We start from the raw sequence: 12,619 nt of genomic DNA, 5'->3' as shown, positions 1-12,619 counted from the left end.
GGCGAAGATGAAGGTCAAGAAGGGCGACACCGTTCTGGTGATCGCCGGCAAGGATAAGGGTGCACGGGGCAAGGTCATCGCGGCCTACCCGGAGCGCCAGCGCGTGCTGGTCGAGGGCGTGAACCGGATCAAGAAGCACACCCGGATCAGCCAGAACCAGCGCGGGGCCGAGAGCGGCGGGATCGTCACCCAGGAGGCCGCCATCCACGTCTCGAACGTGATGGTGTGCGACTCCGACGGCAAGCCGACCCGTATCGGCAAGAAGGCCGTCGAGGGCGAGGACGGCACCACCCGCCGCGTCCGGATCTCCAGGCGCAACGGGAAGGAGATCTGAGATGACCACGGCTGAGAAGACCGTGCCGAGGCTCAAGCAGCGGTACCGCGACGAGATGCTCGACAAGCTCCGCGAGGAGTTCGGCTACACCAACGTCATGCAGATCCCCGGCCTGACCAAGGTCGTGGTGAACATGGGTGTCGGTGACGCCGCCCGCGACTCGAAGCTGATCGACGGTGCGCTGCGGGACCTGGCCACCATCACCGGCCAGAAGCCGCAGCTGCGTCGCGCCACCAAGTCCATCGCGCAGTTCAAGCTGCGCGAGGGCATGCCGATCGGTGCGAAGGTGACCCTCCGCAACGACCGGATGTGGGAGTTCCTCGACCGTCTCCTGACCATCGCGCTGCCCCGTATCCGCGACTTCCGTGGCCTCGAGGGCAACCAGTTCGACGGGCGTGGCAACTACACGTTCGGCCTGAACGAGCAGTCGATGTTCCACGAGATCGACCCGGACTCCATCGACCGGCCGCGGGGCATGGACATCACGGTCGTGACCACCGCGACCACGAACGCCGAGGGCCGGGCGCTGCTGCGCCACCTGGGCTTCCCGTTCAAGGAGAGCTGAGCGAATGGCGAAGAAGGCGCTCATCAACAAGGCGAACGCGAAGCCGAAGTTCGCCGTGCGGGGTTACACCCGCTGCAACAAGTGCGGCCGGCCGCGTGCTGTGTTCCGCAAGTTCGGCCTCTGCCGCGTGTGCCTGCGAGACATGGCGCACGCCGGCGAGCTGCCGGGTGTGAGCAAGTCCAGCTGGTGATCCGACCGCCCCGCGTCCGCGGGGCAGCGGATCCGATCGCCGCAGGCCCGCACCGGTGCGGTGCCCCGCACAGGGGCACCGCGCCGGTACGAGGAACCACGGCGGGAAAGAGACAGACACCATGACGATGACCGATCCGATCGCAGACATGTTGACCCGTCTGCGGAACGCGAACTCGGCCTACCACGACCGCGTCGTGATGCCCCACTCGAAGCTGAAGGTCGCCATTGCGGAGATCCTTCAGAAGGAGGGCTACATCGCGGCACACCACACCGAGGACGCCGAGGTCGGCAAGTCCCTGGTCGTCGAGCTGAAGTACGGCCGCAACCGTGAGCGCAGCGTCGCCGGTCTGCGCCGGGTGTCCAAGCCCGGTCTGCGTGTGTACGCGAAATCGACGAACCTGCCGCGGGTCCTGGGTGGCCTCGGCATCGCGATCATCTCGACCTCTCAGGGTCTGATGACCGACCAGCAGGCCTACCGGAGCGGCGTGGGCGGGGAAGTCCTCGCCTACGTCTGGTGAGAGAGGGGTAACGAACGATGTCACGCATCGGAAAGCTGCCCATCACCGTCCCGTCCGGCGTGGAGATCACCATCGACGGCCGCACGGTCACCGCGAAGGGCCCCAAGGGCACCCTGTCGCACACCGCCGTCGAGCCGATCACGATCGAGCGCGATGACGACGGCACGGTGCTGGTGAAGCGGCCGAACGAGGAGCGCGAGACCCGGGCCTACCACGGCCTGACCCGCTCCCTCGTCAACAACATCGTGGTCGGCGTCAGCGCCGGCTACGAGAAGAAGCTGGAGATCCACGGCGTGGGTTACCGCGTGCAGCTGAAGGGGCAGAACCTCGAGTTCGCCCTGGGCTACTCGCACCCGGTCGTCATCGAGCCGGCGGAGGGCATCACCTTCGCGGTCGAGTCGCCGACCCGGTTCTCGGTCTCCGGCATCGACAAGCAGCTGGTCGGCGAGACCGCTGCCAACATCCGGAAGCTGCGCCGCCCCGACCCGTACAAGGGCAAGGGTGTGCGGTACGCCGGCGAGCAGGTCCGCCGCAAGGTCGGAAAGACGGGTAAGTGATGGCCGAGACGAACGAGACGGTGTCGGGTTCCGCCCGCCGCCGGATGGCGTCCCAGGTGGCGCGCAAGCGCCGCGACTCGCGCATCCGCCGGCACGCCCGGCTCCGGAAGAAGATCTCCGGGACGCCGGTGCGTCCGCGGCTGGCGGTCAACCGCTCCTCGCGGCACATCACCGTCCAGCTGATCGACGACCTGGCGGGCCACACGCTGGCCTTCGCGTCCTCGCTGGACGCCGAGGTGCGTGGCGTCGGGGGCGACAAGAAGGCCAAGGCGGCCAAGGTCGGCGAGCTCATCGCCGCCCGGGCCAAGGAGGCGGGCATCTCCACGGTCGTGTTCGACCGCGGCGGGCTGGCCTACCACGGGCGCATCGCGGCCCTGGCCGACGCCGCCCGCGAGGGAGGCCTGGAGTTCTGATGAACCAGACCGAGAAGATCGAAGGGACTGTCTGATGCCGGGACGTACGCGGCGTGACGGCGGAGCCCCGGGCGGCAGCGGTGGGAACGACAACCGCAACAACCGGGACCGCCGGGACGGTGGCCGTGGCGGGGCGGCCCAGGACAAGACCCCGTACATCGAGCGGCTGGTCACGATCAACCGCGTGGCCAAGGTCGTCAAGGGCGGCCGCCGGTTCAGCTTCACCGCGCTGATGATCGTCGGCGACGGTGACGGCCTGGTGGGCGTCGGCTACGGCAAGGCCAAGGAGGTGCCGGCCGCGATCGCCAAGGGCGTGGAGGAGGCGAAGAAGAACTTCTTCCGCGTCCCCCGCATCGGCGGCACGATCGTGCACCGCGTGCAGGGTGAGGCCGCCGCCGGCGTCGTCATGCTGCGCCCGGCCTCCCCGGGTACCGGTGTCATCGCCGGCGGCCCGGTCCGCGCGGTGCTGGAGTGCGCGGGGATCTCGGACATCCTGTCCAAGTCCCTCGGCTCCGACAACGCCATCAATATCGTGCACGCCACGGTGGCGGCGCTGAAGTCGGTGCAGCGTCCGGAGGAGGTCGCGGCCCGCCGCGGCCTGCCGCTGGAGGACGTCGCCCCGGCGAGCATGATGCGCCAGCGCGCCGAGGCCGACGCGGCGAAGGTGTGAGCGACATGGCCACGTGGAAGATCACCCAGGTGAAGAGCCGGATCGGCTGCAAGCAGAACCAGCGCGACACGCTGCGCTCGCTCGGCCTGCGCAAGATCCGGCAGTCGGTGGTGCGTGAGGCGGACCCGCAGACCCGCGGTTACGTCCACACCGTGCGCCACCTCGTGACCGTGGAGGAGGTGCAGTCGTGAGCGAGAACGAGAACTCCGTCATCAAGCTCCACGACCTGCGGCCGGCCCCGGGCTCGAAGAAGGCGCGGACCCGTGTGGGTCGCGGTGAGGGCTCCAAGGGCAAGACCGCCGGTCGCGGTACCAAGGGCACCAAGGCCCGCAAGACGGTGTCCCCGCGCTTCGAGGGCGGGCAGATGCCGCTGCACATGCGGCTCCCGAAGCTCAAGGGCTTCAAGAACCGCTTCAAGGTCGAGTACCAGGTCGTGAACGTCGGCGAGCTGGCCACCCTGTTCCCGAAGGGTGGCGAGATCGGTCCGGCCGAGCTGGTCGAGGCGGGCGCGGTTCGCAAGAACCAGCTCGTGAAGGTCCTCGGCGAGGGCGAGCTCTCGGGCGTCGCCCTGACCGTGAAGGCCCACAAGTTCTCCGCGTCCGCGCGCGAGAAGATCTCGGCGGCCGGCGGCTCGGTCTCCGAGCTGTAGGCCCCACTGCACGTCCCCCGGCGCCGTCCGTGGCGCCCGCTCCGCCCCAGGTGGACCGGGCCCGTGGGCGGCGCCGAGGCGTTTCCGGGCCGCTGTTACAGTCACTTCCGGACCGAGTGTCCACCGATTACCTGGCGCGCCTCGAGGCGCGCAGCCCCCGCCGGTACACACCGGCCCGGGTGTCCCGCGAGGCGCGGAACGCGCGTCGACCAACCCGGCCGACCCCTCAGGGGCCGGCGCAGGCGGTGTCGGGCCGCCGACGTCGTAGGAGGATCACCGAGTGCTCAGCGCAGTCCGGGCGGCCCTGACCACGCCGGATCTCCGCAAGAAGATCCTCTTCACGCTGGCGATCGTGGCGGTGTACCGGCTCGGGGCGAACATCCCCTCGCCGGGGGTGTCGTACCCCAACATCCAGGAATGTGTCCGTCAGGTCGAGGGCGGCGACAACGCCAGCGTCTACTCCCTGATCAACCTGTTCTCCGGCGGGGCACTGCTCCAGCTGTCGATCTTCGCGCTGGGCATCATGCCCTACATCACCGCGAGCATCATCGTGCAGCTGCTGCAGGTCGTCATCCCGCGGTTCGAGCAGCTGAAGAAGGAAGGCCAGTCCGGCCAGGCCAAGCTCACGCAGTACACGCGGTACCTGACGATCGGCATCGCGGTGCTGCAGGCCACCGGCTTCGTGGCGCTGGCCGAGCGCGGTCAGCTGTTCCAGGGCTGCGCGCTTCCGATCATCCCGGACTCGTCGGTCTTCACGCTGATCGTCATCGTGATCGTCATGGTCGCCGGGACCACGCTGGTGATGTGGCTGGGCGAGCAGGTCACCGAGCGCGGCATCGGCAACGGCATGTCGCTGCTGATCTTCGCCTCCATCGCGCACCGCATCCCCGCCGAGGGCCGGCTGATCCTGGAGAACTCCGGCGGCCTGGTCTTCGCCGGCGTCTGCGTCTTCGGTCTCGCGATCATCGCCAGCGTCGTGTTCGTGGAGAACGGCCAGCGCCGGATCCCGGTGCAGTACGCCAAGCGCATGGTCGGCCGCCGGATGTACGGCGGCACCTCGACCTACCTGCCGCTCAAGGTCAACCAGGCCGGTGTCGTGCCGGTGATCTTCGGTAGCTCGCTGCTCTACCTGCCCGACCTGGTCGCCCGGCTCGCCGGGAACGACGGCGGCTGGTTCCAGCAGTTCGTGCAGACCTATCTCGTCGATCAGTCCAATCCCGTGCACATCGTGTTGTACGTAGCACTGATCATCTTCTTCACGTACTTCTACGTCGGCATCACGTTCAACCCCGACGAGCGCGCCGAGGACATGAAGAAGTACGGCGGATTCATCCCGGGCATCCGCCCGGGCCGGCCCACCGCGGAGTACCTGAACTTCGTGCTCAGCCGCATCACGCTGCCGGGATCGCTGTACCTGGGCCTCATCGCGGTGCTCCCGAACTTCTTCCTCGGGATCACCGGCAGCGGCCAGAACCAGAACTTCCCGTTCGGCGGCACGGCCGTGCTGATCATGGTCACCGTGGGCCTCGACACCCTGAAGCAGATCGAGAGCCAGCTCATGCAGCGGAACTACGAGGGTTTCCTGCGTTAGGCTCGCCGGAACGTGGCCGAGCGGGAACCCGGTGCGGGGCCCCGGCCCCGATCGTGGTGCCTCGGGCATCGTGTGCCGGCGAGGACGCCGGTGCCATGGACGACAAGACTTCAGGAGGTCGGGTCTCGTGCGACTCGTTCTGGTGGGACCGCCCGGTGCCGGCAAGGGGACCCAGGCTGAGCAGATGGCCAAGCGGCTCGACGTCCCGCACATCTCGACCGGGGATCTGTTCCGGGCGAACCTGCGTGACGAGACCGAGCTCGGTCGCGAGGCGAAGCGCTACATGGACGCCGGGGACCTCGTCCCCGACGAGGTGACCGTCGCGATGGTGCGCGACCGGCTCGGCGACGCCGACACGGCGAGCGGTTTCATCCTCGACGGCTTCCCGCGCAACGTGGCCCAGGCGGGCTCCCTCTCCGAGATCCTGTCCGACAAGGGCCTGGAACTCGACGCCGTCGTCCAGTTCGACGTCGACGACGAGGTCGTCGTGCAGCGGCTGCTCGGCCGCGGCCGCAGCGACGACAACGAGGACACCATCCGCAACCGGCAGCGGGTCTACCGCGAGGAGACCGCTCCGCTGCTGGACCACTACCGTGACCGGCTGGTCACGATCGACGCCGTCGGCGAGATCGGCGAGATCACCGACCGGGTCTTCTCGGCGTTGCACACCCGCAACGGCTGAGACCCGGTCGGCGCCGGCACCACCGGCGCCACGGCGGGGAACCGAGGGACGGACACATGAACGGTCGCGGCGGTATCCGCGGGGCCATCGCCCGCTACCGGGGTCGGGACATCGAGCTCAAGACCCACGGTCAGCTCGAGGCGATGCGGGTGGCGGGTGCGTTGGTCGCGGCCACGCTGGCCGCGGTCACCGAGCACGCGAAGCCCGGTGTCAGCACGGCCGAGCTCGATGCGCTCGCCGAGCAGACGATCCGCGACGGCGACGGTGTCCCCTCGTTCCTCGGTTACCACGGTTTCCCGGCGAGCATCTGCGCCTCGGTGAACGAGCAGATCGTGCACGGCATCCCGTCGCCGAAGCAGGTGCTCGCCGAGGGAGACCTGATCTCGGTGGACTGCGGCGCGATCGTCGACGGCTGGCACGGCGACTCCGCGGTGACCATCGCCGTCGGGGACGTGTCGCCGGAGGACCTCGCCCTGTCCGCGGCCTGTCGGGGCGCGATGGAGGCGGGGATCCTCGCCGTCCGCGACGGGGCCCGGCTGACCGACGTCTCGTACGCCATCCAGGAGGCGTGCCGGTCCGCGGCGCTGGCCGACCGCGCCGACTACGGGATCGTCGCCGAGTACGGCGGCCACGGCATCGGCACCTCGATGCACATGGACCCGTTCCTGCCCAACCACGGCGAGCCGGGCAAGGGGCCGCGGCTGCGCCCGGGCATGGCCCTGGCCGTCGAGCCGATGCTCGTCGCGGGGGACCCGGACACCCTGGAGCTCGAGGACGGCTGGACGGTCGTCACCGCGGCGGGCGGCCGGGCCGTGCACTGGGAGCACACCGTCGCCGTCACCGAGGACGGGCCGTGGCTGCTGACCGCGCCCGCCGGCGCACCGGACCGCCCCGGAGCCTGAGCCCCGCGCCACCGGTACCCGACGCGCTCCGCGCGGGTACTGGTCCGTGACCGGGTCGGTCCGTTACCGTCGGTCTGCCGGGCGTCTACCACGCCCGTCACCCCCGCCTGCACCGGCCTCGCACGGCCTCCGTACACTGGACCATCGGCGCGTCCTGTGACGTCCGCTCCGTGTGCTCCGTGTATCCCACAGTGTTCCCGGTCCGGCTCCGTCCGCGCGCGCCGAACCGGTCGTCGGCACCGCTGTCGACCGGGGCAACCGACACCTGTCACGGATAGCGGAGGACATGGCCAAGAAGGACGGGGCGATCGAGGTCGAGGGCCGGGTCGTCGAACCCCTGCCGAACGCGATGTTCCGGGTGGAGCTGGAGAACGGCCACCGGGTACTCGCGCACATCAGCGGGAAGATGCGCCAGCACTACATCCGGATCCTTCCGGAGGACCGGGTGGTCGTCGAGCTGTCGCCCTACGACCTCAGCCGCGGCCGCATCGTCTACCGCTACAAGTGACGACCAGCTCCACCACGGTCGGTCGCGAGACCCACAAGAACGACACACAGAGGCAGACGACGTGAAGGTCAAGCCGAGCGTCAAGAAGATCTGCGACAAGTGCCAGGTGATCCGCCGTCACGGCCGGATCATCGTGATCTGCTCGAACCTGCGCCACAAGCAGCGCCAGGGCTGAGCAGAGCGGTACCGGTCGCGATCCTCTGATCGCGCAGCAGAAGCCCCCGATGCACCTGCCGGGCCACACGGGCCCGGTAGTACCCCCGGAACCAGGCCGGGGCCCGTTCAGCTCAGCGGCGGAACGGGACGGGCATCGGGAAGACCTGGGACGACAACAAGGAGACCACGCCGCATGGCACGTGTTGCCGGCGTCGACCTCCCCCGCGAAAAGCGGTTGGAGATCGCGCTCACCTACATCTTCGGGGTCGGACGTACCCGGTCCAAGGAGATCCTCGAGGCCACCGCGCTGAGCCCCGACCTCCGGTCGAAGGACCTGACCGACGAGGACGTCAGCAAGCTCCGCGAGTACATCGAGGCGAACCTGCAGGTCGAGGGTGACCTGCGCCGTGAGATCCAGGCGGACATCCGCCGGAAGATCGAGATCGGTTCGTACCAGGGCATCCGTCACCGTCGCGGCCTTCCGGTCCGCGGCCAGCGCACGAAGACCAACGCGCGCGGCCGCAAGGGTCCGAAGAAGACCGTCGCCGGTAAGAAGAAGGCAGGTAAGAAGTAATGCCGCCCCGCGCACGTCAGGGTGCCGGACCCAAGAAGGTCCGCCGTCGCGAGAAGAAGAACGTCGCGCACGGTCACGCCCACATCAAGTCCACGTTCAACAACACGATCGTGTCGATCACCGACCCGACCGGTGCCGTCATCGCCTGGGCCTCGTCCGGGCACGTCGGCCTGAAGGGCTCCCGGAAGTCGACGCCGTTCGCCGCGCAGCTCGCCGCCGAGAACGCCGCCCGCAAGGCGATGGACCACGGCATGAAGAAGTGCGACGTCTTCGTCAAGGGCCCCGGCTCCGGACGTGAGACGGCGATCCGTTCGCTGCAGGCGGCCGGCCTCGAGGTCGGCACGATCTCCGACGTGACCCCGCAGCCGCACAACGGCTGCCGTCCGCCCAAGCGGCGCCGGGTCTAGGGGAAGGGAGAACCACCATGGCTCGCTACACCGGCCCCATGACCCGCAAGTCCCGCCGACTGAAGACCGACCTCGTCGGCGGCGACCAGGCGTTCGAGCGTCGTCCCTACCCGCCCGGCCAGCACGGCCGGATCCGGATCAAGGAGACCGAGTACCTCCTGCAGCTGCAGGAGAAGCAGAAGGCCCGCTTCGGCTACGGCCTGCAGGAGAAGCAGCTCCGCGCCTACTACGAGGAGGCGCACCGTCGCGAGGGCAAGACCGGCGACGAGCTGCTGCAGATCCTCGAGTCGCGCCTCGACAACGTCGTGTACCGCGCGGGCCTCGCCCGCACCCGGCGCATGGCCCGTCAGCTGGTGAACCACGGCCACTTCCTGGTCAACGGGAAGAAGGTCGACATCCCCAGCTACCGGGTGTCGCGCTACGACATCATCGACGTCAAGGACAAGTCGCGGAACACCGACCCGTTCGTCATCGCCAAGGAGACCCAGGGCGACCGCCCGGTCCCGGCGTGGCTGCAGGTCGTCCCGTCGACCCTGCGGATCCTGGTCCACCAGCTGCCCGAGCGCGCTCAGATCGACACCCAGGTCACCGAGCAGCTCATCGTCGAGTTCTACTCGAAGTAGCTCGACACGCCGTCGCTCCGCAGGGAGGGGCGACGGTTCCCACTGCGACATCAAATAGCGGTTGTCGCAGGTGCGAAGGAGGCACACACCCATGCTGATCTCTCAGCGACCCTCACTGGCCGAGGACGTCGTCACCGAGACCCGGTCGCGGTTCGTCATCGAGCCGCTGGAGCCGGGCTTCGGCTACACCCTCGGTAACTCCCTGCGCCGGACGCTGCTGTCGTCGATCCCCGGTGCCGCCGTCACGTCCATCCGGATCGACGGCGTCCTGCACGAGTTCACCACCGTGCCGGGGGTCAAGGAGGACGTCACCGACATCATCCTCAACCTCAAGGAGCTCGTCGTGAGCTCCGAGGAGGACGAGCCGGTGACGATGTACCTGCGCAAGCAGGGCCCGGGTGCGGTCACCGCGGGGGACATCGTCCCGCCCGCCGGTGTCACCGTGCACAACCCGGACCTGCACATCGCCTCGCTCAACGACAAGGGCCGGCTCGAGGTCGAGCTCGTCGTCGAGCGCGGTCGCGGGTACGTCCCGGCGATGCAGAACAAGGCCACCGGTGCCGAGATCGGCCGTATCCCGGTCGACTCGATCTACTCGCCGGTGCTGAAGGTGACCTACAAGGTCGAGGCCACGCGAGTCGAGCAGCGCACCGACTTCGACAAGCTCATCCTCGACGTCGAGTCGAAGCCGTCCATCACCCCGCGGGACGCGCTGGCCTCGGCCGGCAAGACCCTGGTCGAGCTGTTCGGCCTGGCCCGCGAGCTGAACGTGGACGCCGAGGGCATCGAGATCGGCCCCTCCCCGCAGGAGGCGGACACCATCGCGGCCTTCGCGATGCCGATCGAGGAGCTGGACCTCACGGTCCGGTCCTACAACTGCCTCAAGCGCGAGGGCATCCACACGGTCGGCGAGCTCGTCGGCCGCAGCGAGGCGGACCTGCTCGACATCCGCAACTTCGGCGCCAAGTCGATCGACGAGGTCAAGATGAAGCTCGTCGGTCTCGGCCTGGCCCTCAAGGACAGCCCGCCCGGGTTCGACCCGTCGGCGGCGGCGAGCGACTACGGCGTCGACGGTGGGAGCGGGTTCGACCCGGACACCTTCGGTGACGACGGTCAGGACTACGCAGAAACGGAGCAGTTGTAGCCATGCCCCAGCCCACCAAGGGTGCCCGCCTCGGCGGGTCGCCCGCGCACCAGCGGCTGATCCTGGCCAACCTGGCGACCTCGCTGTTCGAACACGGCCGGATCACCACCACCGAGGCCAAGGCCCGGCGGCTGCGTCCGTACGCGGAGCGGCTGATCACCAAGGCCAAGGCCGGCGACCTGCACAACCGGCGCGAGATCATGAAGGTGATCCGCGACAAGTCGGTCGTGCACCGCCTCGTCACCGAGATCGGCCCGTTCTTCGCGGACCGCAACGGTGGCTACACCCGGATCACCAAGACGATGCCGCGCAAGGGCGACAACGCCCCGATGGCGGTCATCGAGCTGGTCCAGCAGAAGACGGTGACCGACGAGGCCAACCGTGCCCGTCGTTCGGCCGCGTCGCAGGCCGCGGCCTCCGCCCCGGCCGCCGCGTCCTCGGACGAGGAGACCACGGTCGAGTCGACCGAGGCCACCGAGGCCCAGGAGGCCGCCGAGAAGGCGGTCGACGGCGCGGTCGAGGCCGAGGAGGTGGCCCCGGGTTCCGAGGCCGCCGACAAGGCCGTCGACGCCGCCGCCGCCGCGGAGGAGGCCGCCGAGGAGGCTGCCGACGCCGCCGAGGACTCGAAGAAGGAGTCCGGCTCCTGAGCCGAGCGCACCACACCGACGAGCCCGCCGTCACCGACGGCGGGCTCGTCGGCGTTTCCGGTGCCCCCGATCCGGGGGCCGGGACCGTCCGGCTGCGGCTCGACGTCGCCTACGACGGCACCGACTTCTCCGGATGGGCCCAGCAGCCGACCCGGCGCACCGTGCAGGGCGTGCTCAGCGAGGCCCTGTCGACCGTGCTGCGCACCCCGCTGCGGCTCACCGTCGCCGGGCGCACCGACGCCGGGGTGCACGCGTCCGGCCAGGTCTGCCACGTCGACCTCCCGGAGACGCTCGCACCGCAGATCGACGGCCTGCTGCGGCGGTTGAACCGGCTGCTCCCACCCGACGTGCGGGTGCACGGTCTCGGGCGGGTCCCCGACGCCTTCGACGCCCGCTTCTCCGCGCTGCGCAGGCACTACCGCTACCGGGTCACCACGGCCCCGTTCGGGGCCGAGCCGCTGCGGGCGCGGGAGACCGTCGCCTGGCCGTACCCGCTGGACCCGGAGCCGATGAACGCCGCCTCGGCACTGCTGCTGGGCGAGCACGACTTCGCCGCGTTCTGCAAGCGCCGCGAGGGCGCGACGACCGTACGCGCGCTGCAGCGCTTCGACTGGTCGCCCGCGCCGGGCGAGCCGGACGTGCTGGTCGCGGCGGTCTCCGCGGACGCGTTCTGCCACTCGATGGTCCGCAGCCTGGTCGGCGCGGTGTTCGAGGTCGGCCGTGGGCGCAGGCCCGCCGACTGGCCCGCGGGACTGCTGCGCCGCGAGCTGCGCGCCTCCGAGGTGACCGTCGCGCCGCCGCACGGCCTGTCGCTGACCGGTGTCGACTACCCCGCCGACGACGAGCTCGCCGCCCGCGCCGAGCGGACCCGGCGGATCCGGGTACCGGGCGAGGGCTGAGCAGACCCCGCCGGGGCCGGCCGGACGCGGCCGGCCGGGTGGGGCCGGGACCGGCCCCGGTGTGACCGGTCCGGACGGCGCGGACGGGGACCTCGCGGACGGCGCGAGCGGCCTCAGGAGACCGGCCGCACCCAGGCCGGGTGCGGCGGCCCGGGGACCCGGTGCGTCCGGCGGGCGTCGAGCGCCAGGGCCACGCCCAGCCAGACCAGTGACACCGACCAGCCGGCGAGGGCCAGCGAGCCGAGGACGTACAGCGGCTCGGTCGGCCCGGCGGGCAGCCCGGCCGACTCCAGCAGCACCGTCAGCGGGGCGCGCACCGAGTCCGCGGTGTCGCCGAAGTCGGGCATCAGCAGCCCGCCGGCGAGCAGGAACCCGGCGCAGGCGACGAACGGGGCGGTCACCGCCGGGCCGAGCACCCGGCGTCGCAGCACGGTCAGCGACAGCACCGTCGGGACCGTCAGGAGGGCCGGGCCGACCAGGGTCATGATCAGGATGATCAGGAACCACCCCGGCGCGGTGAACCGCAGGGCCGCGAAGGCCAGGAGGGCGCCGGCCTGCAGGGCCACGTTCAGGTTCGTCCGCATGCCG

At 70.0% G+C, this 12,619-nt stretch carries 21 protein-coding genes; 20 read left to right on the top strand and 1 reads right to left on the bottom strand.

From position 1 onward, the window contains the following. The first annotated feature begins 7 nt into the window (after positions 1-7). From rplX to truA, 20 genes are all read left to right on the top strand, one after another. Entirely contained in the window at positions 8-334 is a 327-nt protein-coding gene (rplX, locus tag MTO91_RS22760) for a 50S ribosomal protein L24 (protein ID WP_062403788.1), read from the top strand. 1 nt (position 335) lies between these two features. Further along, complete coding sequence (rplE, locus tag MTO91_RS22755; protein ID WP_062397831.1) at positions 336-899, top strand: 50S ribosomal protein L5; 564 nt, start codon at positions 336-338, stop codon at positions 897-899. Between the two features lie 4 nt (positions 900-903). Then, positions 904-1,089 (top strand): type Z 30S ribosomal protein S14, encoded by a 186-nt coding sequence (locus tag MTO91_RS22750; protein WP_020622927.1) that lies wholly within the window; start codon positions 904-906, stop codon positions 1,087-1,089. 121 nt (positions 1,090-1,210) lie between these two features. Beyond that, positions 1,211-1,609, top strand: coding sequence for a 30S ribosomal protein S8 (gene rpsH / locus MTO91_RS22745; protein WP_062397829.1), 399 nt, complete (start codon positions 1,211-1,213; stop codon positions 1,607-1,609). A 17-nt stretch (positions 1,610-1,626) separates the two neighbouring features. Then, a complete protein-coding gene (gene rplF, locus MTO91_RS22740) occupies positions 1,627-2,166 on the top strand; it encodes a 50S ribosomal protein L6 (RefSeq protein WP_062397827.1) in 540 nt (179 codons plus the stop codon). After that, the gene (gene rplR / locus MTO91_RS22735) at positions 2,166-2,579 is read left to right on the top strand and encodes a 50S ribosomal protein L18 (RefSeq protein ID WP_476652672.1); all 414 of its coding nucleotides are present in this window, start codon (positions 2,166-2,168) and stop codon (positions 2,577-2,579) included. Before rplF ends, rplR begins: the two co-directional genes overlap by 1 nt. A gap of 34 nt (positions 2,580-2,613) precedes the next feature. Continuing rightward, complete coding sequence (rpsE, locus tag MTO91_RS22730) at positions 2,614-3,249, top strand: 30S ribosomal protein S5 (protein WP_062397823.1); 636 nt, start codon at positions 2,614-2,616, stop codon at positions 3,247-3,249. Between the two features lie 5 nt (positions 3,250-3,254). Beyond that, positions 3,255-3,440 (top strand): 50S ribosomal protein L30, encoded by a 186-nt coding sequence (rpmD, locus tag MTO91_RS22725; RefSeq protein WP_062403786.1) that lies wholly within the window; start codon positions 3,255-3,257, stop codon positions 3,438-3,440. Next, positions 3,437-3,898 (top strand): 50S ribosomal protein L15, encoded by a 462-nt coding sequence (gene rplO, locus MTO91_RS22720; RefSeq protein WP_208622979.1) that lies wholly within the window; start codon positions 3,437-3,439, stop codon positions 3,896-3,898. The genes rpmD and rplO overlap by 4 nt, the downstream gene beginning before the upstream one ends. Positions 3,899-4,178: 280 nt before the next feature. Then, the gene (gene secY / locus MTO91_RS22715; RefSeq protein ID WP_073576464.1) at positions 4,179-5,489 is read left to right on the top strand and encodes a preprotein translocase subunit SecY; all 1,311 of its coding nucleotides are present in this window, start codon (positions 4,179-4,181) and stop codon (positions 5,487-5,489) included. 127 nt (positions 5,490-5,616) lie between these two features. Continuing rightward, the gene (locus MTO91_RS22710; RefSeq protein WP_476652670.1) at positions 5,617-6,171 is read left to right on the top strand and encodes an adenylate kinase; all 555 of its coding nucleotides are present in this window, start codon (positions 5,617-5,619) and stop codon (positions 6,169-6,171) included. Between the two features lie 56 nt (positions 6,172-6,227). Next, the gene (gene map, locus MTO91_RS22705; RefSeq protein ID WP_062397816.1) at positions 6,228-7,073 is read left to right on the top strand and encodes a type I methionyl aminopeptidase; all 846 of its coding nucleotides are present in this window, start codon (positions 6,228-6,230) and stop codon (positions 7,071-7,073) included. A 286-nt stretch (positions 7,074-7,359) separates the two neighbouring features. Further along, positions 7,360-7,581 carry a translation initiation factor IF-1 gene (gene infA, locus MTO91_RS22700; RefSeq protein ID WP_010228514.1) on the top strand — a complete coding sequence of 74 codons (222 nt, stop codon included), beginning with the start codon at positions 7,360-7,362 and terminating at the stop codon, positions 7,579-7,581. Positions 7,582-7,642: 61 nt separating this feature from the next. Then, positions 7,643-7,756 carry a 50S ribosomal protein L36 gene (rpmJ, locus tag MTO91_RS22695; protein WP_020622917.1) on the top strand — a complete coding sequence of 38 codons (114 nt, stop codon included), beginning with the start codon at positions 7,643-7,645 and terminating at the stop codon, positions 7,754-7,756. Between the two features lie 174 nt (positions 7,757-7,930). Beyond that, complete coding sequence (gene rpsM / locus MTO91_RS22690) at positions 7,931-8,311, top strand: 30S ribosomal protein S13 (protein WP_020622916.1); 381 nt, start codon at positions 7,931-7,933, stop codon at positions 8,309-8,311. After that, positions 8,311-8,718: a 30S ribosomal protein S11 gene (rpsK, locus tag MTO91_RS22685; RefSeq protein ID WP_020622915.1), complete on the top strand. Its 408-nt coding sequence runs from the start codon at positions 8,311-8,313 to the stop codon at positions 8,716-8,718. Before rpsM ends, rpsK begins: the two co-directional genes overlap by 1 nt. A gap of 17 nt (positions 8,719-8,735) precedes the next feature. Further along, positions 8,736-9,341: a 30S ribosomal protein S4 gene (gene rpsD, locus MTO91_RS22680; RefSeq protein ID WP_060710555.1), complete on the top strand. Its 606-nt coding sequence runs from the start codon at positions 8,736-8,738 to the stop codon at positions 9,339-9,341. A 91-nt stretch (positions 9,342-9,432) separates the two neighbouring features. Beyond that, positions 9,433-10,485 carry a DNA-directed RNA polymerase subunit alpha gene (locus MTO91_RS22675; RefSeq protein ID WP_062397812.1) on the top strand — a complete coding sequence of 351 codons (1,053 nt, stop codon included), beginning with the start codon at positions 9,433-9,435 and terminating at the stop codon, positions 10,483-10,485. Between the two features lie 2 nt (positions 10,486-10,487). Then, the gene (gene rplQ / locus MTO91_RS22670; protein WP_476652667.1) at positions 10,488-11,132 is read left to right on the top strand and encodes a 50S ribosomal protein L17; all 645 of its coding nucleotides are present in this window, start codon (positions 10,488-10,490) and stop codon (positions 11,130-11,132) included. 92 nt (positions 11,133-11,224) lie between these two features. After that, positions 11,225-12,031 (top strand): tRNA pseudouridine(38-40) synthase TruA, encoded by an 807-nt coding sequence (gene truA / locus MTO91_RS22665; RefSeq protein ID WP_476654949.1) that lies wholly within the window; start codon positions 11,225-11,227, stop codon positions 12,029-12,031. A gap of 113 nt (positions 12,032-12,144) precedes the next feature. Here truA and MTO91_RS22660 read toward each other — a convergent pair whose 3' ends face one another. After that, positions 12,145-12,615 (bottom strand): hypothetical protein, encoded by a 471-nt coding sequence (locus MTO91_RS22660; RefSeq protein ID WP_062397808.1) that lies wholly within the window; start codon positions 12,613-12,615, stop codon positions 12,145-12,147. Positions 12,616-12,619 lie beyond the last annotated feature (4 nt).

The sequence above is a fragment of the Pseudonocardia sp. 2-7 genome, assembly GCF_056341085.1.
Note: the sequence above shows the minus strand (reverse complement) of the source record. Positions and strands in the feature narration are given on the sequence as shown.

Coding starts and splice junctions, on each gene's coding strand:
- rplX (WP_062403788.1), top strand. CDS start 8: ATGAAGGTCAAGAAGGGCGACACCGTTCTGGTGATCGCCGGCAAGGAT.
- rplE (WP_062397831.1), top strand. CDS start 336: ATGACCACGGCTGAGAAGACCGTGCCGAGGCTCAAGCAGCGGTACCGC.
- MTO91_RS22750 (WP_020622927.1), top strand. CDS start 904: ATGGCGAAGAAGGCGCTCATCAACAAGGCGAACGCGAAGCCGAAGTTC.
- rpsH (WP_062397829.1), top strand. CDS start 1,211: ATGACGATGACCGATCCGATCGCAGACATGTTGACCCGTCTGCGGAAC.
- rplF (WP_062397827.1), top strand. CDS start 1,627: ATGTCACGCATCGGAAAGCTGCCCATCACCGTCCCGTCCGGCGTGGAG.
- rplR (WP_476652672.1), top strand. CDS start 2,166: ATGGCCGAGACGAACGAGACGGTGTCGGGTTCCGCCCGCCGCCGGATG.
- rpsE (WP_062397823.1), top strand. CDS start 2,614: ATGCCGGGACGTACGCGGCGTGACGGCGGAGCCCCGGGCGGCAGCGGT.
- rpmD (WP_062403786.1), top strand. CDS start 3,255: ATGGCCACGTGGAAGATCACCCAGGTGAAGAGCCGGATCGGCTGCAAG.
- map (WP_062397816.1), top strand. CDS start 6,228: ATGAACGGTCGCGGCGGTATCCGCGGGGCCATCGCCCGCTACCGGGGT.
- infA (WP_010228514.1), top strand. CDS start 7,360: ATGGCCAAGAAGGACGGGGCGATCGAGGTCGAGGGCCGGGTCGTCGAA.
- rpsM (WP_020622916.1), top strand. CDS start 7,931: ATGGCACGTGTTGCCGGCGTCGACCTCCCCCGCGAAAAGCGGTTGGAG.
- rpsK (WP_020622915.1), top strand. CDS start 8,311: ATGCCGCCCCGCGCACGTCAGGGTGCCGGACCCAAGAAGGTCCGCCGT.
- rpsD (WP_060710555.1), top strand. CDS start 8,736: ATGGCTCGCTACACCGGCCCCATGACCCGCAAGTCCCGCCGACTGAAG.
- MTO91_RS22675 (WP_062397812.1), top strand. CDS start 9,433: ATGCTGATCTCTCAGCGACCCTCACTGGCCGAGGACGTCGTCACCGAG.
- rplQ (WP_476652667.1), top strand. CDS start 10,488: ATGCCCCAGCCCACCAAGGGTGCCCGCCTCGGCGGGTCGCCCGCGCAC.
- MTO91_RS22660 (WP_062397808.1), bottom strand. CDS start 12,615: ATGCGGACGAACCTGAACGTGGCCCTGCAGGCCGGCGCCCTCCTGGCC.